The organism is Acidovorax sp. GW821-FHT10A04, from assembly GCF_059415825.1.
In genome coordinates this window covers 120,709-145,205 of sequence record NZ_JBWKNZ010000015.1, presented here as the reverse complement: position 1 = coordinate 145,205, position 24,497 = coordinate 120,709, and the positions used below count along the sequence as shown (strand labels likewise).

At 68.5% G+C, this 24,497-nt stretch carries 21 protein-coding genes; 14 read left to right on the top strand and 7 right to left on the bottom strand.

The window, feature by feature from the left end; translation table 11 throughout:
* The first annotated feature begins 38 nt into the window (after positions 1-38).
* Entirely contained in the window at positions 39-1,625 is a 1,587-nt protein-coding gene (locus tag AC07PF_RS26465) for an amidase (RefSeq protein ID WP_494613863.1), read from the top strand.
* A 37-nt stretch (positions 1,626-1,662) separates the two neighbouring features.
* Here AC07PF_RS26465 and AC07PF_RS26460 read toward each other — a convergent pair whose 3' ends face one another.
* Together AC07PF_RS26460 and AC07PF_RS26455 are read right to left on the bottom strand one after the other, a co-directional pair.
* The gene (locus AC07PF_RS26460) at positions 1,663-3,510 is read right to left on the bottom strand and encodes an RCC1 domain-containing protein (RefSeq protein WP_494613862.1); all 1,848 of its coding nucleotides are present in this window, start codon (positions 3,508-3,510) and stop codon (positions 1,663-1,665) included.
* Between the two features lie 27 nt (positions 3,511-3,537).
* Positions 3,538-5,373, bottom strand: coding sequence for an RCC1 domain-containing protein (locus AC07PF_RS26455; RefSeq protein ID WP_494613861.1), 1,836 nt, complete (start codon positions 5,371-5,373; stop codon positions 3,538-3,540).
* A gap of 156 nt (positions 5,374-5,529) precedes the next feature.
* Here AC07PF_RS26455 and AC07PF_RS26450 point away from each other — a divergent pair, with 156 nt between their 5' ends.
* Positions 5,530-7,539, top strand: coding sequence for a tetratricopeptide repeat protein (locus tag AC07PF_RS26450; RefSeq protein ID WP_494613860.1), 2,010 nt, complete (start codon positions 5,530-5,532; stop codon positions 7,537-7,539).
* A gap of 194 nt (positions 7,540-7,733) precedes the next feature.
* Here the strand turns inward: AC07PF_RS26450 and AC07PF_RS26445 are convergent, their stop codons facing one another.
* Complete coding sequence (locus AC07PF_RS26445) at positions 7,734-8,576, bottom strand: dienelactone hydrolase family protein (protein ID WP_494613859.1); 843 nt, start codon at positions 8,574-8,576, stop codon at positions 7,734-7,736.
* A 250-nt stretch (positions 8,577-8,826) separates the two neighbouring features.
* On the opposite strand from AC07PF_RS26445, the gene AC07PF_RS26440 reads away from it, so the two are divergent.
* The gene (locus AC07PF_RS26440; protein ID WP_494613858.1) at positions 8,827-9,636 is read left to right on the top strand and encodes a hypothetical protein; all 810 of its coding nucleotides are present in this window, start codon (positions 8,827-8,829) and stop codon (positions 9,634-9,636) included.
* Between the two features lie 160 nt (positions 9,637-9,796).
* Here the strand turns inward: AC07PF_RS26440 and AC07PF_RS26435 are convergent, their stop codons facing one another.
* Complete coding sequence (locus tag AC07PF_RS26435) at positions 9,797-10,006, bottom strand: hypothetical protein (RefSeq protein WP_494613857.1); 210 nt, start codon at positions 10,004-10,006, stop codon at positions 9,797-9,799.
* A gap of 28 nt (positions 10,007-10,034) precedes the next feature.
* Between AC07PF_RS26435 and AC07PF_RS26430 the strand changes: the two genes are divergently transcribed.
* Entirely contained in the window at positions 10,035-10,328 is a 294-nt protein-coding gene (locus tag AC07PF_RS26430) for a hypothetical protein (RefSeq protein WP_494613856.1), read from the top strand.
* A gap of 105 nt (positions 10,329-10,433) precedes the next feature.
* On the opposite strand, the gene AC07PF_RS26425 is transcribed toward AC07PF_RS26430, so the two are convergent.
* Positions 10,434-12,233 carry an RCC1 domain-containing protein gene (locus AC07PF_RS26425; protein WP_494613854.1) on the bottom strand — a complete coding sequence of 600 codons (1,800 nt, stop codon included), beginning with the start codon at positions 12,231-12,233 and terminating at the stop codon, positions 10,434-10,436.
* A gap of 136 nt (positions 12,234-12,369) precedes the next feature.
* Here AC07PF_RS26425 and AC07PF_RS26420 point away from each other — a divergent pair, with 136 nt between their 5' ends.
* Together AC07PF_RS26420 and AC07PF_RS26415 are read left to right on the top strand one after the other, a co-directional pair.
* Entirely contained in the window at positions 12,370-12,702 is a 333-nt protein-coding gene (locus AC07PF_RS26420; protein WP_007855330.1) for a hypothetical protein, read from the top strand.
* Between the two features lie 169 nt (positions 12,703-12,871).
* Positions 12,872-13,858 carry a quinone oxidoreductase family protein gene (locus tag AC07PF_RS26415; RefSeq protein WP_494613853.1) on the top strand — a complete coding sequence of 329 codons (987 nt, stop codon included), beginning with the start codon at positions 12,872-12,874 and terminating at the stop codon, positions 13,856-13,858.
* 24 nt (positions 13,859-13,882) lie between these two features.
* On the opposite strand, the gene AC07PF_RS26410 is transcribed toward AC07PF_RS26415, so the two are convergent.
* Positions 13,883-14,371: an Lrp/AsnC family transcriptional regulator gene (locus AC07PF_RS26410; RefSeq protein WP_007855333.1), complete on the bottom strand. Its 489-nt coding sequence runs from the start codon at positions 14,369-14,371 to the stop codon at positions 13,883-13,885.
* A 162-nt stretch (positions 14,372-14,533) separates the two neighbouring features.
* Between AC07PF_RS26410 and AC07PF_RS26405 the strand changes: the two genes are divergently transcribed.
* The 8 genes from AC07PF_RS26405 (at position 14,534) to AC07PF_RS26370 (ending at position 22,618) form a co-directional block, all read left to right on the top strand.
* Positions 14,534-15,706, top strand: a complete 1,173-nt coding sequence (locus AC07PF_RS26405; protein ID WP_494613852.1) for a pyridoxal phosphate-dependent aminotransferase — start codon at positions 14,534-14,536, stop codon at positions 15,704-15,706.
* Positions 15,707-15,712: 6 nt separating this feature from the next.
* A complete protein-coding gene (locus AC07PF_RS26400) occupies positions 15,713-16,882 on the top strand; it encodes a monodechloroaminopyrrolnitrin synthase PrnB family protein (protein ID WP_494613851.1) in 1,170 nt (389 codons plus the stop codon).
* Between the two features lie 66 nt (positions 16,883-16,948).
* Positions 16,949-17,869 (top strand): LysR family transcriptional regulator, encoded by a 921-nt coding sequence (locus AC07PF_RS26395; RefSeq protein ID WP_494613850.1) that lies wholly within the window; start codon positions 16,949-16,951, stop codon positions 17,867-17,869.
* Between the two features lie 67 nt (positions 17,870-17,936).
* Entirely contained in the window at positions 17,937-18,929 is a 993-nt protein-coding gene (locus tag AC07PF_RS26390) for an alpha/beta hydrolase (protein WP_494613849.1), read from the top strand.
* A gap of 22 nt (positions 18,930-18,951) precedes the next feature.
* The gene (locus AC07PF_RS26385) at positions 18,952-19,380 is read left to right on the top strand and encodes a DMP19 family protein (RefSeq protein WP_494613848.1); all 429 of its coding nucleotides are present in this window, start codon (positions 18,952-18,954) and stop codon (positions 19,378-19,380) included.
* Between the two features lie 109 nt (positions 19,381-19,489).
* On the top strand, positions 19,490-19,897 hold the full coding sequence (locus AC07PF_RS26380; protein WP_494613847.1) for a hypothetical protein: 408 nt from the start codon (positions 19,490-19,492) through the stop codon (positions 19,895-19,897).
* A 16-nt stretch (positions 19,898-19,913) separates the two neighbouring features.
* Entirely contained in the window at positions 19,914-21,779 is a 1,866-nt protein-coding gene (locus AC07PF_RS26375) for an RCC1 domain-containing protein (protein ID WP_494613846.1), read from the top strand.
* Positions 21,780-21,829: 50 nt separating this feature from the next.
* Positions 21,830-22,618, top strand: coding sequence for a hypothetical protein (locus tag AC07PF_RS26370; RefSeq protein WP_494613845.1), 789 nt, complete (start codon positions 21,830-21,832; stop codon positions 22,616-22,618).
* Positions 22,619-23,388: 770 nt separating this feature from the next.
* On the opposite strand, the gene AC07PF_RS26365 is transcribed toward AC07PF_RS26370, so the two are convergent.
* The gene (locus tag AC07PF_RS26365; RefSeq protein ID WP_494613844.1) at positions 23,389-24,495 is read right to left on the bottom strand and encodes an FUSC family protein; all 1,107 of its coding nucleotides are present in this window, start codon (positions 24,493-24,495) and stop codon (positions 23,389-23,391) included.
* Between the last annotated feature and the right edge of the window lie 2 nt (positions 24,496-24,497).

The following is a 24,497-nucleotide window of genomic DNA, read 5'->3' as shown; positions in this document are numbered from 1 at the left end:
CGCAGCGCGTGGCACCCTGAACAACACACCGAGACAACATGCCAGATATCGCTTTTTCCACCACCACCCCATCCGAGTATCCCGACACCGCCAGCCGCCCTGGCGATGCGCTGGTGGAGCAGTCCGCCGTGGCGCTGCGCCGGCTCATCGGGCGCAAGGAGGTCTCGCCCGTGGAGCTGCTGGAGGCCTGCATCGACCGCATCGAGCGCATCAACCCCTTCGTGAACGCCGTCACGGCTACCTGCTTCGACCGGGCGCGCAGCGAGGCACGCGCGGCCGAGCAGGCGGTGGTGGATGGCACGGCGCCCCTGGGCCTGCTGCACGGCCTGCCGCTGGGCGTGAAGGACCTGGAGCCCACCGAGGGCCTGCTCACCACCTGGGGCTCGGCCATCTACCGCGACCATGTGCCCACGCAGGACATCGAGCTGGTGGCGCGCCTGCGCCGCGCCGGTGCCATCGTGGCCGGCAAAACCAATGTGCCCGAGCTGGGCGCGGGCGCCAATTCGCGCAACACCGTGTGGGGTGCCACGGGCAACCCGTTCAACCCGAATCTCAACGCCGGGGGCTCCTCGGGCGGCTCGGCCGCGGCGCTGGCCTGCGACCTGCTGCCGGTGTGCACGGGGTCCGATACCGGGGGCTCGCTGCGCATACCGGCGGCCAAGTGCGGGGTGGTGGGTTTTAGGCCATCGCCGGGCGTGGTGCCCAGCGTGCGCAAGCCCCTGGTGTGGACGCCCATCTCCGTGGTCGGGCCCATGGGCCGCACGGTCGAGGATGCCTGCCTGCAGCTGGCCGCATCGGCCGGCATGCACGCGGGCGATGCGCTGAGCTACCCACTCGACCCGCTGAGCTTCCTCACCCCGCCCGAGGTGGACCTGGGCCGCCTGCGCGTGGCCTATACCGAGGACTTTGGCACCTGCGCGGTGGACGAGGGCATACGCGCCACCTTCCGCGCCAAGATCGCGGCCATGCGCCACCTGTTCCGCAGCTGCGACGAGGTGAAGCTGGACTTGGGCGACGCGCACCGCTGCTTCGACGTGCTGCGCGCCGAGGCCTTCGTGGCCGGCATGCAGGCCGCCTACGACCGCGACCCTGACAGCCTGGGCCCCAACACCCGCGCCAACTACGAAATGGGCAAGCGCATGAGCCTGCTCGACAGCGCCTGGGCCCAGGCCGAGCAGACGCGCATCATCCAGGCCACGCAGCGCACCTTTGCCGACTACGACCTGATCCTGTCGCCCACCACGCCCGTCTCGCCCTTCGCGTGGACGCAGCTGTATGCCGACACCATCAACGGCGAGCAGCAGGCCACCTACTACCGCTGGCTGGGCCTGACCTACGTGGTCACGCTGATGACGCACCCGGCCCTGTCGCTGCCCTGCGGCACGGACCACCTTGGCATGCCGTTTGGCCTGCAGATCGTGGGCGGATTTCGGCAAGACCACCAGGTGCTGGGCGCATCGCTGGCGCTGGAGCGGGCGTTTGCGGCCCGGCCCGAATTGCGCCGGCCCCGGCCGGACCTGGCGGCGTTGCGTCGGGCGGTGCCGGATTTGCGCTCCATCGTGACCACGCCGCCGGTGCTGGGCTCGGCGGGGCAGGGGGCTGCCGCGTCGGTGTCGGTGGTGTAGGCGCAGTCTGGGCGCAGAAGCGGCGAGGGCGCGCGCCTCAGTACGACGTTCTCATCACCGCCTTGGCGCGCAATGCGCCCTTGCGGTTGCCAACGGTGTAGAAGACGGTCACCTCCACATCGCCCTGCAAGGCGGCGAAGAGCGAGCATCCCACCGCAGAGCCCAGGTGCACGGGTTCCAGCCGCGTTCCGGGGCCCGGGATGTGGGTTCCGTCGGAAATCCAGTCGGTGTCATTGGTCATGATGGTTTTGCGGTACCCGCCCCGTGCGGTGTGCTCCACGGACCGCCCCCCGCCTGTCACCTTCACCAGGCTGCTCATCAGCCCCTCTGGCAGGGCCTTGGCGCCCCCACGGATGCCGTACCGCGTCTGCAGATAGGCGCACGGGTCGGGGCCAGGCATGGCGTTGGTGTGGGTGTCTGCCTGCAACTGAAGGCCACTGCCCAGCCCTTCGTGCAGCGCGGCCTCCCGGATCCACTGGCTCAGGGGCCCCAGGTCGGCCACCTGCCCGGCGCTCAAGGGGCCCGCGTACAGGAGCTGCGGGGTGCCGTGGGCGTTGATGGCCAGCCGGTGGCCGCCGGGGTAGTCGCGCACGTACAGAAGATTCTTGTCGATGCCGGCTGGCACGGTGCCGGCCTGCGGGGCAAAGGTCTGCGGCAAGGTCTTCTCGGCCCAGTCGAGCACCTGCGCCGCATCGTTGGCCGACCCCAGGCCCTGCACGGCCATGGGCGCTGCAGAGCCCTGCGGGCGGCAGATGGCGAGGTCCACCACCGGGCCGTAGGAGGCGGGCACGCCCGGGTACAGCCCGCCCGGCACGCGGCACGGGGCGCTGCTCCAGCCGGCGCCTTCGCCCCAGCACTGCACGTAGCCGCCTTCCAGCACAGCGCAGGCTGCAGTCTTGCCCGCGCTGATGGCGATGGCCTTGGTGATGCCCACCACCAGGCCCGTGGCCGGTGTCGCAGTGCCGGGCGCCAGGCCCATGCCCAATTGGCCGTTGGCATTGTTGCCCCAGCACTTGATGGTGCCGCCCTCCAGCAGCGCGCAGGTGAATCCATCACCCACCGCCACGGCCTTGGCTGGCGCGCCCAGGCCTTGCACTTCCACGGGAGTGGTCAGCGGGGCGTTGCTGGCCGGCACGCCCAGCTCGCCGTACTGGTTGCTGCCCCAGCAGGACACCTTGCCAAACCCGCGCAGCACGCAGGCATGGCCGGCGAAGAGGGATACATCCACGGCGTCCGTGATGCCCGGCACGGCGCGCGCCGTGCGCGGGTCTTCTGCGGCACCCGCCAGGCCGCTGCCGGCGCCCACGCAGATGACTTTGCGGTCATTGGGCACATCCATCACGCCGCAGGTGCTGGCCCGGCCGGCAGCGAGTTTTGTCATGGTGTCCATGCCCTCCACGCGCACGGCCTCGGCCGTGGTGGTGGGTACCGCGCTGCCGATCTGCCCCTGGCTGCCGTCGCCCCAGCAGAACACCTGCAGCTCACTCGTGCGGGCACAGCCGTGCCGTGCGCCCACGGCGATCTGGGAGATCTGGCGCAGGCCGCTGAGCGTGTAGCCCCACGGGGCCTGCAGGACCGGATTGCCGAGCTGCGAGTACGCATTGCTGCGGCCCCAGCATTGGACCGAGGTGCCCGTCAGCGCGCAACTGAAGTCCTCGCCCACGCGGATGTCCTGGGCGCGCGCCTCGTACGCCAGTGGCGCCATGGGCAGCGTGCCCCAGCAGGTGGCGACGCCGGTGTCGGCCACGGAGCAGCCGTGGCTGGTGCCCATGCTGAGGGTGGTGGCCATGGCTGCCGGCGGTGCGAAGGCGGTGGGCAGCACGACAGCGGCGCCTGCAAGCAGCCGCAAGAGAATCGGGGAGGCGTGGCGCATGTTGTCGTTCATGGTCTGGTCTTTCGCGGCAGCGCCTGCCTACACCGTCGGGCTCGGGATGACCTTGACCCGGGTGCGCAACTGCCCCTTGCGGTTGCCCAGGGTGTAGAAGACGGTCAGGTCCACGTCCAGGCCCAGGGGATTGAAGCTGGGGCACGCCGACGTGCGGCCGAACAGCACCGACTCTTCCTTCATCCCGGCGGGAATGGGCTCGCCCGGCTGGCGCGTGCGCTGGGAAATCCAGTCGGTCTCGGTGGTCAGCACCGCGATGCGGTAGCGGTTGTCGACGGGGAATTCCATGGATCGGCTGCCGCTTTCCACCCGCACCGAGGTGGTCACCAAGCCTTCAGGCACGCCGTTCGCCCCGCCGCGGATGGCGTGGGGAATCTGGAACCCGTTGCACACATTGCCGAAACTGATCTGGACGATGTAGGGCATGGCCTGCATCTGCAGGTCGCTGAGCCGGCCCTCGTCCAGGCTGGCCTCGTTCAGCCACCGGCTGAGCGGGCCCAGGTCGGCCAGTTGCCCTGCGGTCAAAGGCCCAAGGTACAGCAGGTGCGGTGTGCCGTGCACGTTGACGCCCAGCGTGTGGCCGCCCGGGTACTGGCGCAGGTGGAACAGGGTATCGCCCAAATCCGGGGCGCTGGCGCCCTGGGCTGGGAAGGCCCCCGGCATGGTCTTCTCTGCCCAGTCCAGTACCTGGCCCGCATCGTTGGCCGGCCCCAGGCCCTTGACGGCCAGGGGTGCGAACGAGCCCAGCGGGCGGCACATGGCGATGTCGACAATCGGGCCGTAGCTGGCAGGATGCTGCGGGTAGATACCGCCCAGCACGCCACAGGTGCCGTTGCCCCAACCCGTGCCCTGGCCCCAGCACTGCACATAGCCACCCTGCAGCACGGCGCAGGCGGCTGTCTGCCCGGCGCTGATGGCGGTGGCATCGGTGATGCCGGTGACCAGGCCGGTGGCAGCCCCACCGAGGGCCGTACCCAGCTGGCCGCTGGCGTTGTTGCCCCAGCACCTGATGGTGCCATTGACCAGCAGGGCGCAGGTATAGCCACTGCCCACGGCGACGGCCTTGGCGGCGGCGCCCAGGTTGGCGACCTCGACGGGGGTTGTCTGCGCGCCGCTGCTGGCCGGTATGCCCAGCTCGCCAAAGCGGTTGCTGCCCCAGCAGGCCACCCGGCCCTCTCTGCGCAGCACGCAGGCATGGCCGTCGAAAAGGGAAACCTCCAGCGCATCGCCGATGCCTGGCAGCTCGCGCGGCGTGCGCGGTGCATCGGCTGCGCCGGCCAGGCCGCTGCCGGCGCCCACGCAGAGCACGCGGCCATCCTCCTGTACCGCGCAGGTGGCGCCGTTGCCTGCGGCAACGTGCACCGCCTTGGCCAGCCCGGGGATTGCGGTGGCCCGGGCCACCGCCGTGCGTGCAGGCTCGCCGAGCTGCCCCTGGCTGGCATCGCCCCAGCAGCGCAGCGATCCGTACAGCAACGCACACGCGTGCCGCGCCCCCACGGCAACCTGGTCGGCCTGGTCGAGCCCCTCCACGAACTGCCCGGTCGGCTTCGCGGCGGCCGTGCCCAACTGCGAAAATTCATTGTTGCCCCAGCACCGCACGGAGCTGAGCACCAGTGCGCAGCTGAAGTCGCGGCCCACCTTGATGTCCTTGATCACATAGGGCGCCTGGTCCTGCACCGGCAGGCTGCCCCAGCAATTGGCCTGGCCCGTGTCAGCCACCGAGCAGCCGTGGGTGGTGCCCATGCTCACGGTGGTGGCCATGGAGGCCGTAGGCGTGAAAGCGGTGGCCAGCGCCAGTGCTGCAAGGGCGAGCACTGTGCGCGCCAGCCGCGACAAAAGGGGCTGGGTGGGTCTGTCGTTCATGGTCCTCAACCTCTCGCAGTGTTTTCGGGCCATTCTAGGAATGCAGGCCCGCGGCGCCTGTGGCTGCGGTCACAGGCGCCATGTAACGAAATGCGCCGCAGGCGCCCTAGAATCCGCCTCAACAACGACGATGCCAAGCCTGGGAGGGTACCGAGCATGAGTTACACGCTGCAACTGTGGGAAAAGCCAGTTGACTGGCCGTGGCCGACCACCAAGAAGGAGGCCGATGCGCAGTTCGAGCGCGTCAGCGACAGCCCGCCGCCAGGGCAGAACCCCAAGTTCCTGGAGTGGGGACGGGTGCTGCAAGAGCGCTACCCCGAAGCGATGGACGTGTGGCTGGACGGCAGCGAGGACGGCGTCACCGAAGATGCCACGCTCGGCTTTGGCATCAACACCCGTACGGAGCATTGGGACGCGGCTTTCAACCTTGCGTGGGAGCAGGCCACCCTGCGGGGGCTGAGCCTGTACGACCCGCAAAGCGGCGTGCACTACCTGGGCAATGGCGATGTGCCCGAGGAGCCGGACCTGCAGGTGCGCTTTGCCGTGCAGGCACGCGAGCGGGGCGACGATGCCAGTGCCTGGGCCGAGTACCGGCGCTGGGCCGCGCGTGGCAACCCGCACGCGTTGTACGCCATGGGCCGCGCGCTGCGCTTTGGCACCATGGGCCAGCGCCGCCACTTCGATCTGGCAGCCGCGCTGCAGGTGATGGGCGCGCACGATGCACCGACCCGGCAGGACGCGCAGGCCTTTTACGAGCGCTTTCCCATCGAGGCGAAAGGGCGCATACAGACCCTGATGGCGCGGCTAAAGTCCGCATCGGGCGACATGCTGCTCACGATCGTGGACGGCGAGCGCAAGGCGCTGGACGACGCCTTCACGCACAACGAGCAGATGATGCTCTACACCAGAAAGCGTATTGAAGCCGCAGACGCTCTGGAGGCCATCGCCCTGCAGGGCCATGAGGTGGCAGCCTTCCAGTATGCGCTGGAGGTGGTGATCGGTTGGGAGGAGCCCAACTACGAGAACGCCCGCTACTGGTGCCAGCGCGCGGTGGACTGGGACCACGAACCCGCCAAGCGCCTGTTTGCACTGATGCACGAACGCGGCTGGGGCGGCCCTGTGGACATGGCCCTGGCCGCCAAATGGAACGCCGCAGCCAAGGACCAGTGGCAGCAGGAACAGAAGCTGCGGCAAGCGAGGGAAGAGGCCGAATCCCCCGGCGGACTGAGCCTTGCGCCCATGGCACCGTCGGCGCCCGCCATGGCTCCCGTGGTGTGGACCGGCTCGGTCACGCGCGACCTGGTGGGCTGGTTCGCCCGTGAGGGCAACCCCCATGCCGCCTTCCATCTGGGCACGTCCGATCAGTACGGCCGCGACGGCGGGTTGGTGAACCTGGCGCAGGCCCGCGACTGGTATGCCCAGGCGGCGGAGGCCGGCCATGCCGACGCCACCTACAACCTGGGCGTTTTCATCGAGGACGGCACCGGTGGCCCCAGGGATGCGCAGGTCGCCAAGGCACTCTTCATGCTGGCCAATACACGCGGCACCACCAGGCGCGTGGATGACCTCAAGATCGCGCCCCACGAGCAGGGCCCCGTGCGTGCCCTGGTGGCGGCCCTGCGCGAACCGGGCCGCCTGCGCGCCGTGCTGCGCGAGAAGGGGCTGGGGGCCGGTGCATCGCCGGCAGTGGCAGGCATGGGAGGCAGCGCGGGTACCGCCGTTGCCGGTGGCGCCGCCGCGGCGCTGTCGGCATCGGACTGGGGCCGCACTGGCGGCGCACCCGCTGCGCCGGCGACCGCGGCCCCGCAGGGCCCGGCCCCTGCTCGCTCGCGCGGCCGCATCGACGACCGCGAGGCGGAGGACGACCCTGCCGACGACCCCCGGTACCGGAACACCACCTTCTCGCTGCACCTGGGCCATCTGGCCCTGGTCATCGGCGCGGCCAACGTGGTGCTGCTGATCCTGTTCTTCAAGGAAGGCGCGAGCTTTCGCCGGGGCATGGCCGTGATGGGACTGATCGCGGCCTTTGGTGCCTGGCGCACCGGGCGCGACTTCGACTGGGCGCCCGCCGCACGCGCTGCGGTGGCGGTGGTTGCGGCCATCCCCATCGTGGGCATGGCGGTGAGCGTGTGGATGCTGGTCCGGGCGTTTCGCGGGCGGGTGTAAGAACCTGTTCAAAAAGATCTTGAACAGGTTCTAAGAGCGCCAGCAGCGTGCGCGGCAGGAGGAGCATCGGCTGCAAGGCCCGACAAACCGGTCTCGCCGGGTACCACCTCTCGCCCCCAGGGGCCGACCCTGGGCAACCGGAACATGCATGCCCGGACGCCGCGGCGCCCGGGATGCGTTCGTTCAGGCCGGTATCAGGCCAGTGCCTTGCCGAATGTGGCCAGCAGGCGTGCCCAGGCGCGATCGGACTGGGCGGCATCGTAGACCCGCGAATCGGAAGGGCACCAGCCGTGGGCGGCGGGGTAGACCTCGACTTCGGCCTGCAGCCTGGCGCTGTCGAACGCGGTGCGCAGGCTGGCCTTGGCCTCGGGGTCCTTGGTGTCGTCGTTTTCGGCAATCGCAATGAGGTATTGCGCCTTGGTCTGCGCCACCAGGCGGTGGGGGCTGTCAGGCGCCGGCGTCACCATGGCGGCGCCATGGAAGCTGGCCACGGCACCGACGCGGCCCGAGGACACCAGGGCAGTGCGCACCGCAATCGGCCCGCCCATGCAGTAGCCGGTGGTGCCAATCTTGCGGGCCTTGTCCACCTCGGCCTGGGCGTCGAGCCAGGTCACGAAGGTCTTGCCGTCGCTCAGGTGCATGGCGGGCGTCAGGGCCTGCATCAGCGGCAGCACTTCGGCAATCGGCGTCTGGCCGCCCTGGGGGGCGGTTGGCGCCTTCTTCTGTCGGTAGAAAGGGTTGACGACGAGCACGCTGTAGCCCGACTCGGCCAGGCGCTTGCCCATCTGCCGGAAGGCCGGGCGCAGGCCGAACACGTCGGGCCATACGAGCACACCGGGGGCCGAGCCCGACGTCGGCGCGACGAAGTAGGCGTCGCAGCTTCCGTCCGGCGTGGTGATGGTCACCTCACGCTCTGCCACCGCTGCAGCGTTGGCCACCGCAGGCAGGGCGGTCAGCACGCCGGCCGACGCCGCCCACGCGGCAAAGTCGCGGCGGGTGTACTTGTGGAGATCGTCATGGTCATTCGAATCGCACATGGTGGTCCAGCTCCTTTTCGGTCAAAACAGTTGCGGCAGGGCGTGCCATGGTACGTGACAACCAGGAATGCTGCAGGCTCTTTGGTGCCGTGGTGCGGTGCCGGGGCACATGGGCTGCATGCGCTTGCTCCCTTGCCTTGGGGGCGGCCCAAAGCACCCACAAGCTGCATGGCAAACGCGAAATTTGCCGATTCAAGGGCTGCGCTTACGATGGCTGCGAGGGAGTTTTCGAGCCATAAGAAATTACACCATGAGAGACCATCGCCACCCCGAAGGCCTGGCCCCTGCGCTGCCAGCCGCCTACGCAACGAGCACTGCCACACCCGGCAGCACCGCCCGCGCAACCGATGCACCACCACAGCGCCGCCGCAGCCGCGAAGAGCTGGCCGCCGCCCCGCAGCGCGCCCAGTCGCGCGTGCAGGGCCAGGTGCAAAAACAAAAGGACCAGGAGCGCCGCGCACGGATGCGGCAGGCCCAGCAGCGGCGCGAGCAGCAGCCTGCCGCGCGCCTGTTTGTGCCCTACAAGCTGGCCGCGGTCTTCGTGGCACTGCTCGTCTTCATCTTTGGCGGTGCCTTGTTCGAGGTGGCGCGGGGCGAGCACTTCCTGGTCACCGGCCACGCCACGCTGCGCGCGGCAACCCCCTGGCTGGCGCTTGCCGCGGCCCCGCTGTGGTACTGGGCACTGTGCCGCACGGAGGTGCTGGCACCCTGGTGGGTGCAGCAGATGCCCACCTGGTTCGTGCGCCAGATGGTGGCGTACCCCTTCGCGGCGCTGCTGGGCGCCGCAGCGGTGGGGGCCGCCCCCTGGGGCTGGGCTGCCTACCTGGGCGAGCTGGTGGGCAAACCCGCGCGCGTGGAGGTGCGTGTGGTGTCGGTGGAGGCACCGCGCACTTCCAGCAGCTGCACCCAGTACGCCCGCCTGGAGTTTCGTGGCAGCACAGGCCGCGTGTGCGTGAACACCTCCGTGACAGGGGTGATGCCGCGCGCGGGCGATACCGTGGTGGTGGCCGGGCGGGTTTCGCGCTGGGGGTTGCATGTGGGGACGGTGCATGGGAGGTGAGCCACTCGTCAACTCGTCTTCCATGCCGCATGTTGCCCGCGATATCTCCCTGGGCCCACAGCCCGGCACCAGCACGGGCGATGCCATCGACCAGTTAGGGCCCGAGGTGGCAGCCGTGCTGCGCGAAGGCATGGCGCTCGAGCGCAGGGGAAGCCTGGATTCAGAAGCCACCGCGCGCATCGAGGCGCGGCTGCAAGCAATCATTGAAGCCCAGGATCGTGCCATGCAGGCGCAGAAGGCGTTCAGCGAAGAAGCGGACGATCCACCCCTGCCGGTTGGCCGCCGTTCTGTTGCCGGTCTTCGCCGCCTTCTGGTTCTGGACGATACGCGGGGCGCAGGCCATCCAGAGCGATGGGATGACCTGGACCAAGCGTTGGCTGGGGATGTTTCCAGGCTGTGTGGCCCTGACCACCGCCATGGTGCTGGTAGCGCCCTGGGGCTGGTCTGCCATGCTGGGCTGGACCTTGGGCTCGCCCACCCGCGTGCAGGTGCGCGTTGTCTCTTTCAAGGTGCCTGAATACTACCGTGGCTGCCATCTGCGCGAGGCATTCGAGTTCAACGGAGCCACCTCTTCCAGCGCCTGCGTGGACGGTCGCTTCAAGGGCGAGATGCCGCCCGTGGGCAGCTTGGTCACGGTGTACGGAAAGCTATCCCGATGGGGGCTGATGGTGAGCAGCATCCACGGGCGGTGAAGGCGTTCGCAAAGGCTCCAGCCCGCATGGGGCGTTGCAGCGGTCTGGCTGTGCACGCAGCGCATGGACTTCCAATGGGCGGTAGCCGAGCGGTCGGTTGTGGTGTCAGGACGACTCCATCACCTTGGCCCGTGTCCGCACCTGTCCCGCCTCGCCATCGATGGTGAAGTACAGCACCACCTCCACTTCGTCGTCGCCACGGATCAAGGTGGCCGGGCAGCCCCAGGCCCGGCCCGTGTAGGTACCGGGGGGCGGTGGCGACCTGCTGTCTTCGCCCACGTTGGGCACGTCCAGGTAGGTGTCGCCCTTGAGCAGGCGGATCGCGGTCGGCTTGAATCCGGCCGGCAGGGCATTGCCAGCGGTGGCCCCGAGCCAGAACCAGACGGACAGGTTGTTGCAACTGGTCCGCGGCGGTCCGGGGAAGAAGTCCACATTGACGAGGACCTGCTTGAGCTGCAGCGTGGTGCTGATGGGCGGTGTGGTGGGCTGGCTGGCGCGGGCCTGGCGCACCCAGGGGGCCAGGCGGCCCAGGTCGGCCAATTGGCCGCCGCTGTCGGGGCCCAGGTACATCAGGTGTGGCGTGCCGTGGCCGTTGACGGCAAGGTAGGTGTTGCCGGGATAGGCGCGGACCAGGTAGTTTCCGATGCGGCCGGACGGCGAGGGGATATTGAACCGGGGCGGAAAGGCCCTTGGCAGGCTGGCCTCTGCCCAGTCCATCACCAGGTTCGCATCGGCCAGTGGGCCAAGGTCCTGCACGGCGTAGGGTGTGGCGGACGCGCCGTTGAAACAGGCCGCGAGATTGGAGGTCGGGTAGCTGTACTGCACGCCTGGGTAGTGGGCCCCCACGGTGGTGCACAGGCCATCGCCACGGCCAAGGCCGGCGCCCCAGCAGTTGACGTAGCCGCCGTCGAGCACTGCGCAGGCGTGCGTTGCGCCCGTGCCGATGGCCGTGGCGTCGGTGATGCCCAGCACCTGCCCTGTGGCGGGCGTGGCAAAGTCCCGCTGGTAGCCGATGCCCAACTGCATGTCCGGGTTGCCGCCCCAGCATTTCACCGTTCCGTTGGTGAGCACTGCGCAGGTGTAGCCGGGTCCCACGGCAACGGCCTTGGCCGGGCTGCCCAGGCCCGGCACTTCCACCGGTGTGGTCATCGGCGTGGCGCTGGCGGCCATGCCCAGTTCCCCCTTGGCGTTGCTGCCCCAGCAGGCAACGGCGCCAGTCTTGCGCAGCACGCAGGCATGGCCGTCGAAGAGTGCGACGTCCACCGCATCGCTGATGCCGGGCACCTGAATGCCCGTGCCGGGCGCAGGGGCCATGCCGCCCGGGGCGGTGAGCGGCGGGGTGCCGCTGCCGTAGCACCATACGGTACCGTCGCGCTTGACCCCGCAGGTGCTGCCGTTGCCGGCGGCCACGCGGGCCACGTCGTGCAGCCCTTGCGCGTAGGTGGCTTGCGCCGAGGGCGTGGCGCTCACCGGCGCGCCGCGCTGGCCCCGGCTGCCGTCGCCCCAGCAGTACACCACGGCCCCGCTGAGCGCGCAGGCGTGGGTGGCGCCCACGGCCAACTGGGTGGCCTCGCGCACCCCTGCAATGGCCTGGCCCGGGGTGTCGACCGTGGCGGGGCCGAACGACAGGCTGCCCATGTTGCCCCAGCAACTGGCCGTCTCGTCCTTGCGCAGCGCGCAGTTGAAGCCCTTGCCCGCGCGCAGGTCGGCAATGCCCGCGGTGCTGGTCCTGGCCAGCGGCACGGCGCCCCAGCACTGGGCCCCCCAGTCGTTGGAGACGGAGCATGAGGTGTCGTACCCGGTGCTGAGCGTGGTGGCCCGGGCGGGGGCTGCGGCCAGCAGCAGCAAGCCGGTGGCGAGGGCCAGGAGCCAGAGGAACGGGGTGGCGAGGGTAGTGCGGGGCATGCTGCGGTTCTATCAGTTTCGGTGCCGTGTGCACACACAAAAAACACCTGGTCACGAATGGCGGGTGCCGGCGCGCGCGGCACAATGCCTAACTGCACATATCCATCCGCAATCTCCCATATCCAGGCACTGCCCCATGGCGACCGAGCCCATTCGCTACCAACTGGTGATCCAGTTTCCCGACAGCTACTTCACCTCGCTGGACGAGGTGCATGCCTTCGAAGATCGCCTGATCGCCTGCATGCCCAGGACCTGTTCGGTCGATGGGCACGACGTGGGCTCGGGCACGGTCAACTTCTTCATCTACACCGGCTTTCCCAATGCCGCTTTTCTGACGTTCAGGAAGTACCTGGGCACGAACAAGGTGGAGAAGAAGGTGCGGGTGGCGTTCCGCGAAGCCACGGGCGAGGACTTCACCAACCTTTGGCCCAAGAGGGATGCGAGGCCATTCCACTACTGGTACGACTGAGCCGATACCGGCCCTTGCGTCTTGCGGACGGAGGGCTTGGGGGCGCCCCGCATCGCATTGCTGCACCCCATGCACGGCTGAACTGCAGCCAGCCCGGTTGCTGGCGCAGGCACGCATGCCTACGCTTGCCAGGTCTCCAACCGAACACTGAACAGAGTAGGAAGCGCGCATGGCACAGCAGCAGCAACAACAAATCGTCCTCCACGCCACCGGCGCCCCCGAGGTGATGCGCCTTCACCCCACGGAGACCCAGGCCCCCGGCCCGGGCGAGGTCTGGCTCACCCAGGCCGCCATCGGCGTGAACCCGCTCGACGTGAGCCAGCGCAAGGGCGCCGTGCGCATCGCTTTGCCCTCGGGCCTGGGGCTCGAAGGCGCGGGCACGGTGGTGGCCATCGGCGCCGGCGTCGCCAACGTGGCCGAGGGCGATCGCGTGGCCTATGCCACGGGGCCGTTGGGGGCGTATGCCAGCGCACGGCTGTTCCCGGCCGACAGGCTGGTGAAGCTGCCCGATGCGCTGGCCTTCGACGAAGCGGCGGCCGTGCTGTTCAAGGGCATCACGGCGCAGTACCTGCTCAAGACGACGTACGCGGTCGGGCCGGGCACGCGCATCGTGGTCTACGGCGCGGCGGGCGGGCTGGGGCAGATCATGGCGGCGTGGGCACGGCACCTGGGCGCCTTCGTGATCGGCGTGGTGTCCAAGGCCGAGAGCCTGGAGCGTGCGCGGGCCGCGGGCTGCCACGCGGTCTTCGTGTTCGACCCGGCCACGCTGGCCGGGCAGGTGAAACAGGCCACAGAGGGCCTGGGGGCCGACGTGGTGTACGACCCCATCGGCCGCGTCTCGCTGGAGGCCTCGCTCGACAGCCTGCGCCCGCGCGGGCTGCTGGTGTCGTTTGGCGCGCTGTCGGGTGCGCCCGCGCCCATCGAGATGGGCACGCTCAATGCCAAGGGTTCGCTGTTCGTCACCCGGCCTTCGCTCGCAGCCCACACCGCCACCGCGGCCGAATACCAGGAGCGGGCACGCGACGTGCTCGATGCGCTCGGGGCCGGGATCATCCGCGCCCAGTTGTGGCGCCGCTACCCGCTGGCCGAGGCGGCGGCGGCGCATGCGGACCTGGAAGAGGGGCGCTCGCAGGGGGCGATCGTCCTGGTTCCCTGAGGCGGTTGACGCCCCTGGCCGGGCTCAGTCGAGTGCGGCCTTGCGGATGGGCAGGCCCGCGTAGGACTTGAGCGTCTTGAGCACGAAGGACGACTGGATCTCGCGCACCCCCGGCAGCTTGCCGGCCACACGGCTGATGAAGTCCGCGTAGGCGTTCATGTCCGTTGCCACCACCCGCAAGAGGAAGTCGCCGTTGCCCGACACCATGTGGCACGACACGATCTCGTCCACGGCCGCCACGGCGGCCGTGAACTCCTGGATGTTGCGCTCGTCGTGGGTGTGCACGCTGATGGACAGAAAGCTCTCGATGCCGAAGCCGAGCTTTTGCGCGTTCAGGTGCGCGTGGTAGCCGTCGATGAGGCCGGACTCCTGCATCTTCTTGATGCGCCGCCACACGGGCGTGTTGCTCAGGTGCAGCTGCTCGGCCAGGTCGGCACTGGACAGCCGCGCGTCGCGCTGCAGTTGTTCAAGGATCACGACTTCGACCTCGGTCAGCGCTTCGGGACGGCCCATGGTTCTTTCTTCTTTCGATCAGCGAGAGCAGATGGTATTGGAGCGCCCGCCGATTGCAAAGGTTTTGCGCTTTGCACCGGCCCAGGCGTGTTTTGCGCAAAGTCTTTTCCTGCCTGCGTCGTGAGAATCGATTTCTCCCCACCCGAGGAAAGACCCGCCACCATGAAATGGCCCGCCACGCGCATCTCCAGCAGCTCGCCGAAGTCCTTCGGCATGTACCAGCGGGCCGCTGCGCTCTTCCCGCACGACCCCGACGTGATCCACCTGGAGGTGGGCCGCCCCGACTGCGACACGCCCGCGCACATCAAGCAGGCGGCCATCGACGCCCTGCAGGCCGGCCGGGTGCACTATGGCGAGTTTCCGGGCGAACTGGACCTGCGTGAAGCCATCTGCACCCGCCTGGCCCGGCACAACGGCATCGAGGTCAGCCCGGCACAGGTCATCGTGACCAACGGGCTCACGCACGCATCGTATGCCACGGTGATGGCGGCCATCGACCCGGGCGACGAGGTCATCCTGCTCGCGCCGTACTACCCCCAGGTCATCAACAAGATCGAGCTGGCAGGCGGGGTGGTGGTCGCCGTGCCGCTGGATGCCGCGGCGGGCTTTGCCATCGATGCGGCGCGCATCGAGGCCGCGGTCACGCCGCGCACGCGCATGGTCTGCATCGTTAATCCCAACAACCCCACTGGCCGGGTCCATACCCGCCAGGAGCTGCAGGCGCTGGCGGACGTGGCCATCCGCCACGACCTGCTGGTGCTGTCGGACGAGGTGTACGAGCGCATCGTGTACGACGGTGCGCACCACACCAGCATCGCGTCGCTGCCCGGCATGGCCGAGCGCACGATCAGCCTGTTCGCTTTCACCAAGGCCTATGCCATGGACGGCTGGCGGCTGGGCTACCTGGTGGCCGACCCCCGGTTCATCCCGGCGATCCTCAAGGTCACGATGAACGACGTGTCCCACGTCAACACCTTCATCCAGGCGGGCGGCGTGGCGGCGCTGACCGGCGACCAGGGCGCGGTCGAGCAGATGGTCGAGGAAGACCGGCGCCGCCGCGACCTGGTCTGCGACACGCTGGACGGGCTGGCCGGCATCCGCTGCCCGCGCCCGCAGGGCACGATCTACGCCTTTGCCGACATCCGCGGTACGGGCCTGGGCAGCCAGGCGTTCGCCGACCGGCTGCTTGCGCAGACCAAGGTGAGCGTGGAGTCCGGGGCGTTCTACGGCCCGGCGGGCGAGGGCTTCGTGCGCATCTGCTTCGGTGGCGAGCCGTATGCGCGCATCCAGACCGCGATGGACCGCATGCGCGGTTTCCTGCAAGGCCAAGGGTAGAGCGCCATGGGTATCGCGAGCGCCACTGCATTCGACGGCTGGATCCGCAGCCGCTTCAAGGACTTCAACACCGAGCTGGAGGAACTGTATTTTGCCAAGGCGGACCGGGCCGACGTGGAGGGCACGGGCGATGGCACCAAGGCAGCGTTGCGGGACGAGGGGGCCGCGCACATCGCACGCATCCACGCCGAGCCCCGGCTGTACGAGGACGAGGCGCGCAGCTACGACCTGCTGGGCAACATCGGCCTGTACATGGCCGCGCTGCGCCGCCATGAGCTGACCAACCCGGACCGGGAGGAGCGCTCGCCCTTTCCGGTGGCGAGCGCGCTGGCGCAGCGCCTGGCAGCCGGTCTGGGCGTTGCGCCGCGCTTTGCCACCGCCCACGTCAACCTGCGCAACCTGGCCATCGGCGGCGAGCACAAGAGCTTCACGCGCCTGCCGGACGAGCTGCTGTTCATCGAGTACAACTGCCTGCCCATCCTGGCCTACATCCGCGCTGCCGACGTGCTGCGCCGCATAGCGCCGCTGGGCGTGGCCCACCCCGCCACGCTGGCCCTGCTGCGCGATGCGCAAGCCGCGCTCCGGGACGTCGGCCGTTACAACGCCGAGCTGCACCGGCGGCTGGACGTGGACCGCTTCTTCTACAACATCCGCCCCTATTTCAAGACCTACCGCGTGGGCCGCCATGCCTACCGGGGCGCCAACGCCGGCGACTTTGCCGCGATCAACGAGATCGACCTGTGCCTGGGGCTGTGCCGCGTGTCCGACCCGGGCTATGCCGGCATCGTGCTGGAGAAGATGCCGTTTTTGCCGCGCGAGGACCAGCAGGCGCTGCAGGCCGCCTGCCGGCAGCAGAGCCTGCTCGACGCCTTTTTGGAGGCCGCGCCGGCCGCGCACGGGCATGCGGGCCTGCGCGCCAACGTGCAGGCGTTGCTGGATGTCTGCACGGCGCACGGAGAGACGGCGGCCCAGCACCACGCGCTGTTCGTGCGCCGTTTCATCGAGGTCCCTTCGACCCGCATGGAGGAAAAGCACCTGGCGCAGATCACCGCCAGCGGCCCCCCGCTGCAGGCGCTGCTGGCGGCGCTGGAGGCGCTGCGCGACCGGCGCCTGGCCGTGGACCGGCCGGGCATCGACTCGCGGCACGCCGACCTGGCGGTGCTGCGTGCGCTGTAGCAGGGCAGGGCGCAGCCCGGTGCATGGCATCGCGTACAGTCCCCGTGACTGCTTTGTGATTGCCCCATGGACCTGCTCGACAGCCAACACGCCGATGAACTAGCCACACTGCTGGCGCTGCATGCCGAGGGCTCGTTCGCGGCCGCGGGGCGGGCGCTGAACAAGCACCCCTCGGTGCTCTCCAAGCGCCTGGCCGCGCTGGAGGCACGGCTGGGCGTGCGCCTGGTGGAACGCACCACGCGGCAGCTGCGCTTTACCGATGACGGCCTGCGCCTGGTGGAGAAGGTGCGCCACGCCGCGCTGCTGATCGCCGAGGCGCAGAAGGAGGCCGCCCAGGGCGCACACGAAGTGCGCGGGCGGCTGCGCCTGTCCATGCCCGCCGCCATGGGCCGGCGCTGGCTCAGCCCCATGGTGGCCGGATTTGCCCTGGCCCACCCCGAGGTGCAGGTGGAGGTGGAATACGCCGAGCGTTTCGTCGACATCGTGGCCGAGCATTTCGACGCGGCCATCCGCATCGGTGAGCTCGAAGACAGCCGCCTGGTGGCCACGCGGCTGTGCGAGCACCGGCGCATCCTGTGCGCGGCGCCCGGCTACCTGCAGCGCCATGGCACACCCCAGGTACCGACCGACCTGGCGGCGCACAACTGCCTGGGCTTCACGGGGCTGCGCTCCTACCCCGAGTGGCGCCTGACGCGCGACGGCGTGACCGAGGCCGTGCAGATCAAGGGCAGCCTCATCAGCAACGACAACGAGGCCCTGCTGGCCGCAGCGCGCCTGGGCCTGGGCATCATGGCCGCGGGCGACTGGCTGGTCAGCCCCGACGTTGCCGCCGGCCACCTGGTGCCGGTGTTGGCGCCCTGGGGGCTCAATGCGCATGCCGGCATCTACCTGGTGCGGCCCTCGGGGCGGTTCAGCACCGCGGCGATGGCGGCGTTCAAGGCCTGGATGGTGGGGCAGTTTGCGCAAGGGGCGCCCTGGCGCTTGTAGGTGGGTGCACCCACGCAGCCACCACTTGTAACGGCTGGAGGGGGGCACATCGGCAATACTTGGCCGCATGAAAGCACTCCTACTGGGCCTGGTGGCTGTGGCCGCATCGCTGGCCGCCGCGGCACAGCCTGCCACCGATCCGCGCGCGAAGCCCATCGAGGCCCGTGGCCCGCTGGCGCCGCTCAAAGGCACGCTGCTGGCGCCTGCCAGGGCCGGTGCGCCCGTGGTGCTGGTCGTGCCCGGCTCGGGCCCCACGGATCGCGATGGCAACAACCCGCTGGGCGTGAATGCCGCCACCTACAAGCTGCTGGCGCAGGACTTGGCGGCCCGGGGCATCGCCTCGGTGCGCATCGACAAGCGCGGCATGTTCGGCAGTGCCAAGGCCGTGGCCGATGCCAATGCCGTCACCATTCCCGACTATGTAACCGACGTGCACAGCTGGGTGGGTGCGATCCGCCGCACCACCGGTGTGCCCTGCGTGTGGGTGCTGGGCCACAGCGAGGGCGGCCTGGTTGCGCTGGCCGCTGCGCAAGGGGGCGGTGAGGTGCCGGGCATCTGCGGCCTGCTGCTGGTGGCCGCGCCCGGCCGGCCGCTGGGCCAGGTGCTGCGCGACCAGCTGCGTGCCAACCCGGCCAACGCGCCCATCCTGGATCAGGCGCTGGCCGCCATCACCAGGCTCGAAGGCGGGGCCCGCGTGGACACTGCCAGCCTGCACCCCGCCTTGCACCCGCTGTTCAACGAGGCGGTGCAGGGCTTTTTGATCAGCGCCTTCGCGCAGGACCCGGCCAAGCTCATCGCCGCTACCAAGGTACCCGTGCTGGTGCTGCAGGGCGAGCGCGATCTGCAGGTGGGCGTGCAGGACGCACGCCTGCTGGCCCAGGCCAACCCCGCCGCCCAACTGGTGCTGCTGCCCGGCACCAACCATGTGCTCAAGGCCGTGGTGACGGACGACCCTGCGGCCAACATGGCGACCTATGCCAATCCGGGCCAGCCGCTGGCGCCAGGCGTGGTGGATGCGGTCGTGCGCTTCGTCGCCGCACCGGGCAAGGCCAGGCCCTGATGGAACCCGAGGAGTCCGCCCCATGGGTTTGAGCGACAGCCCCACCTGGAAGCAACTCGAAGCGCGCTGGGGCCAGGGCTTCGACACGCTGCTGCGCGAGGAGCAGGAGGCCATCGCCCTGTGGTGGCTGGAAGCGGAGACCATGAACGGCACCCTCAACCAGTTCTACTGGAACAGCGCGGGCGACATGGCCCTGCTGGCGCGCGATGCCTTGCGCAGCCTGGGCATGCCCGTCACCCTGGCTGCGCTGGAGTCCACGCTGGCCTATTTTGGTGACACTTACCCGCTGGACCGCGATGCGCGCATGGCCGTGCTGGAGGGGATCGAGGAACGCCATGGCGAAGAGGTGTTCACGCCCGCGTCGCGCATCATCCAGGACCTGCCGGAGGACTTTGTGCAGGCGGCCGTGGACCGGCTGGCTGTGCTGTATGCGCGGGGGGGGGTTGAGTGAAAACCCCCGATGCCTCGCCGCAGAGTTGCGTTTGGACGAGGATGACCGGGTGCGGGCTGCAAGGTCCATCTGCACCCTTGGCCCGTCAATCATTTGTTGGGAGAAGCCTGTGAAACGATCCATTGCTGCCGTGGCTCTGTGCCTTCCGCTGTTGGTGTCGGCAGGCGAGCTGTCCATATCCTGCATCGGTGAAGAGTCGACCAACTGCCCCGTGGTGGTTGATGTGACATTGAGACAGGAAAGGCTGACCGCGGAATTCCAGGTGGGCACCGCGGCAGGTGGTTTCTCGACCACCACGCTGAATTTTTGCGGGTATGAGGGCAGCGCCGCCAACATCTACTACGGTGAGTGGGTAGCCAACCAGAAATGCGTGGTGGGCGGGAGATTTCGCGTGCTCAATGGCGAGTTGACCAAGCAGCAATTGGCTGACGGCGTGATGAGGTTTGAAATTCACACGGGAATGGCCTACTGCGACAACTCAGCGGGAACCGCGCGATGCTCCACCGTCAAGAGATGAAGAAGCGCCGCAACGCGTGCGCAGCGGTAGCTTCTGGAATGACTGTTTCGTTGATTGGAGGGCGCAGATGTCTTCTCTGGCCGGTTTGCTCTTGAAAATCGCTGCGGTGCTGTCGTGCCTGCTCGCAATGGGTTGGGGCTCTGCATCGGCCGCCACGGTCAGCGCGGGCTACAGCCACTCGTGTTCTGTTTCGGATGCCAGGCAGGTGAATTGCTGGGGCGCGCCTTTCTCGCAGTTGCCAGCACCCTCTTTCGCCCAGGATGTCCGGGCGGGCCTCGATTTCAGTTGCGCCCTGTTCGCTGGCGGTTACGTCAGCTGCTGGGGCAAGAACGACTTCAACCAGTTGGGCTCCCCCAAGCCCGATGCGCGCGAGGTCATGGTGGTCAGCAATCTCAACGAAGCGGGCCAGATTTCTGCGGGTGCCCGCCACGCGTGTGCCGTCACGGTCTCGTCCGTAGCCGTGGTGTGCTGGGGCGATGCAAGCCAGGGACAACAGGGGGAGGCCAGCGCTTCCACGGTGGCACAGGCCACGCGGGTGCCGGGCTTCAAGGGCTGGTTCACGCGCGTGGCCGCGGGCAGTTCCAGCACGTGTGCGGTGGAGGGCGGGCGGGTCTGGTGTGTGGGCTCCGGCAGCATGCTGGCCGGCGCGTTGGCAGACCCGCGCACGCCCAGGCAGGTGCCTGGCATCAGCGATGCCATGGACGTCTCCATCTTCGAAGGCCACGCCTGCGTGCTGCGCAGGGAGGGCAAGGTCGCGTGCTGGGGGAACAATCCCAACGGCGAACTGGGTGTGCCGGCGGGCGCCGCCCTGACCACGCCGGTCGATGTGGTGGGCCTGAAGGGCCCGGCCAAAGCCGTGGCGGTGGGCTTGGGCTTCAGCTGCGCGTTGCTGGAGGACCGGTCCGTGCAATGCTGGGGCACGCATGCGCATGGTCAGCTTGGCGTTGGCACCCGCCTGGTGGTAGCAAGTTCGACGCCTGTCCGGGTGCTGGGCATCACCGATGCCGTCGCGCTGAGTGCGGGCGCCAGCCACGCCTGTGCCGCGCTGGAGGGCGGGTACATCAATTGCTGGGGCGGCCCCAAGGACACCTACCACGGGCTGTGCCAGCCATGGGGCGCGTTCTACCCCAATGAGACGTACCGGGCTCCGACGTTCAGCAGCACCGTGTGTTCGGAGAGCGGCTCATCGACGCCCTATGCCGTGGTGGGCATGGGGCCCCTCAAGGATGCGGGCTTTGCCATGGACTGGGCGGAGAAGGTCTTGCCGCAACTTTTCCCGCGGGACTGGACCGGTGTGCCCGCAAAGGTGGAGAGCTTTTACTGGAGGCCCTATGCGGGCGGCAGGTACCTGGCCGTGAACGGCCACGGCACGCCCCACCTGATGTACCTGGGGCCCGACACGGGCAACAAGGTGCGCGACCTGGGGCCGCTGTCCCAATGGATGTACCTGGCGACGAAGGACGCCGGATTGCAGAGCGGCCTGCAGTTCCAGTCGCCCACATACGTCTCAGGCAACTGCACTTTCGTGGCGCCGATTTTCGTCCGTGGAGGGGCTGCAGACCGTCTGGCCAGGTTGATTCCGACCTCCGTGCGGGTGGAGTGGGAGGATGGCAATTTCGTGGAACTGCCTGCCGCCGAAACCAATGGAGTCTTCAAGCTGCTGACGACGGAGACGTGGTTCAGCTCGGTTGACGTCTACCAGGAAGGCGCGCCCATTCCCGCAGGCAAGGGGGTGGAGCCTGTCCTCTGGGCGGCTGCCCGGGGATGCCCGAAGCCAGGCGTGTTCGGCAGCGGCGAAATGGTGGATGTGGCCTTGTTCTACATCCTGGACGGCCAAAAGGGGCAGCTGCGCACCCGGGCCAAGCTGATTGGGGTGCCCTGAGCGGGGCCAGGGTCGCAGCCCCATCGTGTCAACCGATCAGGGAGGGTTCAATGAAGCAACTTCTACTGGCTCTGGCCTTTTGCCTACCGATGTGCGCTTCGGCTGCCGACGTCACCATTTCCTGCCTCGGGCCCGAGTCTGATGACTGCCCTGTGGCTGTGGACGTGATTCTTGAGAGCGAAACCCTCGTCGCCTCATTCAACCAGCGCAGGGTCGATGGTGTGATGGAGCGCGTCGAGCTTTCGTGGTGCACGGGCTTCAATATCAACAATGGCGGCATCTATCGTTGGCTGCCTCTCCAGGGGTCCTGCGAGACGCAAGGCTTGCACAGAACCGTCAATGGCGAACTCACGAAACGGCAGTTGGCGGAAAGTGGTTTGGTTCTCTCCACACGGCAAGTGCAGAGCCAGTGTCTTGTTGGCTATGCATCTTCATGCATCACAAAACCCCATGCCCCTCCGAATGAGAAGTTCCGGCTCTCCTGTATCGGGCCCGAATCAGCTGATTGCCCCGTGGTTGTGGAAGTAAAACTTCAGGGGGATGCCTTGATTGGAACCTTCTACTCTGCGCCTGACAGCAGGCTTCGCAGAACAAGAACCGACGTTGAATGGTCGAGCGGCTTCTCGGTAACAGGCGATGCCCCTCTGCTCTGGAGGCAATACAGTGGTGGTTCTTCCAGGGTGTGGGGTTCATCAAAGCCGCTCAACGGGGAACTCACCAAGCGGCAGTTGGCTGAGGCCTCGGCTTCTTTCGAGATACGGACACTTGAGGCGGCGTGCTATTTTGAAGGCGCAAGCCAGAGCAATCAGAAGCCTGTCTGTTTGAAAATGCTGCGTTGAAAAATGGACGATGCCCTGAAGCGAAGTGGAAGCTGGCGGGGCGACCAAAGAGGCCCGTGATTTCGTAGCCTGGCCAGCTCCCGCGCCAATGCGCGCAACTCTTTGTTGAAGGCGGTCAGCTCCCCAAGCGTCTATTCAATGGCCCGCTGCGAGCCGCAGCGGATTCCAATGGCTTTGGTGAGCTTTCGGGCGTTCCCAGGGCCTGACGATGGACATGTGTTCATGCTTCGCTGAATCGCCTGTTTTGGTGATTCAGGGCACGGACGCAACCAGCTAGACTGGCCCGGAGCGGAAGCCAGCGGCTGTGACAGCTTACGCCGACTCCAGTTCGCAACCAACTTACCAGCTTCCCCGTACAACTACATTTGCCATGCACTTCAGCGTTCGTCTATTCTTCATTGCAGTTCTAGGGGTTGGCCTTGTTGGTTGCGCAACTTCACCACCTGAGGCGGGAGAACTTGTGCAGGCGGATGCAAGCAGGTCGTTCGTCATTTCTCAACGCCATCTTTTCAAGACAGGCACATCTGGCACTCCAGGATGTCTGCGCGGCTCTGAAGAGATTGTGCTCCTGCCCGGTCAATACACCGCCAAGCATCAGAACGAACTTGGCAGTTCGGCCAGGTACGGACGTTCTCGCCCAGTCGGGTGAACTTTTGATTTACTGTCGCATTGAGCCTCTGGATGACGGCTTGTGGCCGATGCCCCCCATACCGGGCGTTGAGCCACTGCAGTGTGGCACGGGCCCTTTCTCGGGCTTGGGGGGCAGGGGCCTAGGCGCCCCGAGCCCGCTCATGGTGCTGCGCCAGCTGCACCCGGTCCTCCAGCGTCGAGAACACCACCGCAAACGCCATGCCCACCAAGGCGCCGAGCACGGTGTCGAGCACGCGCGCCAGCGGCATCCCGCTGCTTGCCGCAGGCGTGGCCAGCGAGGTCATGAGCAGCGCCATGGGGGTCACGAAGACCTGGCCCAGCGCGTAGTTGGCGCCGATCACCACCTCGGTGGCCAGCTGCAGCACGATCACGGCGGCCAGCAGGGGCCAGAACGACGGGTGCTGGGCCAGCACCAGCCACGCCAGGGCCGCGCCGGCCACGGTGCCCAGGCTGCGCTGCAGGGCGCGGTGCATGGCGGTGTGCAGGTGGCTGCCCTGCAGCACGGCCATGGCGCCGATGGCGGCCCAGGCCGGGTGCTGCCAGCCGGCGGCCAGGGCCAGCAGGCCGGCGCTGGCGGTGCACAGGGCAATGCGGGCAAATTGCAGCCACGGGCCGGCCTGCACGGCGGGCGCGGGCGGCGGCGTGGCCGGTGCGGCGCGCAGCCGGTCGCTGGCGCGGCAGACGGCAAAGGCCGATGCCACCCCGGCCAGGGTGAAGAGCACGCGGGCAATGGCGCTCTGCCAGCCATCCACCGGTGCCATGGCGGCACAACCCGCAAAGACAAAGATCACGGCGCCCGGCGGGCCCAGGCACCAGCGCCCGGCCAGCCACGACACCGTGCCGGCCAGCAGGCCCAGGCAGAGCAGCAGGGCGGCGGGTTGTGCGCCTGCCAGGCCCAGCAGCGACATCAGCGCCACTGCCCCGATGAGCAGCGCGCCCGAGCGCAGCACGGCGGGCATGCGCTGCCCCGCCGGCGCAAAGCGCCCCAGCAGTGCCGCCAATGCGCCCAGTGCCGCATAGCCCACGAGGTGCGCCCAGGGCGACAGGTGGGTGGCCCCGGCGGCGATCAGCACGGCCAGGCCGGTCTGCAGCCCCACCACGGCGGCGTTGCGCAGCGAGGGCAGGGGGGAGATGGCGCAGGCCTCGCGCAGGCGCGCGGGGGCCAGCAGGCGCGGCAGGCTGGCCAGGTGGGAGCTGTGCACAGAGGAGGAGGCGGTGGTCTGCATGG

Coding starts and splice junctions, on each gene's coding strand:
- AC07PF_RS26445 (WP_494613859.1), bottom strand. CDS start 8,576: ATGTGCGATTCGAATGACCATGACGATCTCCACAAGTACACCCGCCGC.
- AC07PF_RS26450 (WP_494613860.1), top strand. CDS start 5,530: ATGAGTTACACGCTGCAACTGTGGGAAAAGCCAGTTGACTGGCCGTGG.
- AC07PF_RS26365 (WP_494613844.1), bottom strand. CDS start 24,495: ATGCAGACCACCGCCTCCTCCTCTGTGCACAGCTCCCACCTGGCCAGC.
- AC07PF_RS26440 (WP_494613858.1), top strand. CDS start 8,827: ATGAGAGACCATCGCCACCCCGAAGGCCTGGCCCCTGCGCTGCCAGCC.
- AC07PF_RS26410 (WP_007855333.1), bottom strand. CDS start 14,371: ATGGGCCGTCCCGAAGCGCTGACCGAGGTCGAAGTCGTGATCCTTGAA.
- AC07PF_RS26415 (WP_494613853.1), top strand. CDS start 12,872: ATGGCACAGCAGCAGCAACAACAAATCGTCCTCCACGCCACCGGCGCC.
- AC07PF_RS26400 (WP_494613851.1), top strand. CDS start 15,713: ATGGGTATCGCGAGCGCCACTGCATTCGACGGCTGGATCCGCAGCCGC.
- AC07PF_RS26460 (WP_494613862.1), bottom strand. CDS start 3,510: ATGAACGACAACATGCGCCACGCCTCCCCGATTCTCTTGCGGCTGCTT.
- AC07PF_RS26370 (WP_494613845.1), top strand. CDS start 21,830: ATGAAGCAACTTCTACTGGCTCTGGCCTTTTGCCTACCGATGTGCGCT.
- AC07PF_RS26390 (WP_494613849.1), top strand. CDS start 17,937: ATGAAAGCACTCCTACTGGGCCTGGTGGCTGTGGCCGCATCGCTGGCC.
- AC07PF_RS26420 (WP_007855330.1), top strand. CDS start 12,370: ATGGCGACCGAGCCCATTCGCTACCAACTGGTGATCCAGTTTCCCGAC.
- AC07PF_RS26465 (WP_494613863.1), top strand. CDS start 39: ATGCCAGATATCGCTTTTTCCACCACCACCCCATCCGAGTATCCCGAC.
- AC07PF_RS26395 (WP_494613850.1), top strand. CDS start 16,949: ATGGACCTGCTCGACAGCCAACACGCCGATGAACTAGCCACACTGCTG.
- AC07PF_RS26455 (WP_494613861.1), bottom strand. CDS start 5,373: ATGAACGACAGACCCACCCAGCCCCTTTTGTCGCGGCTGGCGCGCACA.
- AC07PF_RS26405 (WP_494613852.1), top strand. CDS start 14,534: ATGAAATGGCCCGCCACGCGCATCTCCAGCAGCTCGCCGAAGTCCTTC.
- AC07PF_RS26425 (WP_494613854.1), bottom strand. CDS start 12,233: ATGCCCCGCACTACCCTCGCCACCCCGTTCCTCTGGCTCCTGGCCCTC.
- AC07PF_RS26385 (WP_494613848.1), top strand. CDS start 18,952: ATGGGTTTGAGCGACAGCCCCACCTGGAAGCAACTCGAAGCGCGCTGG.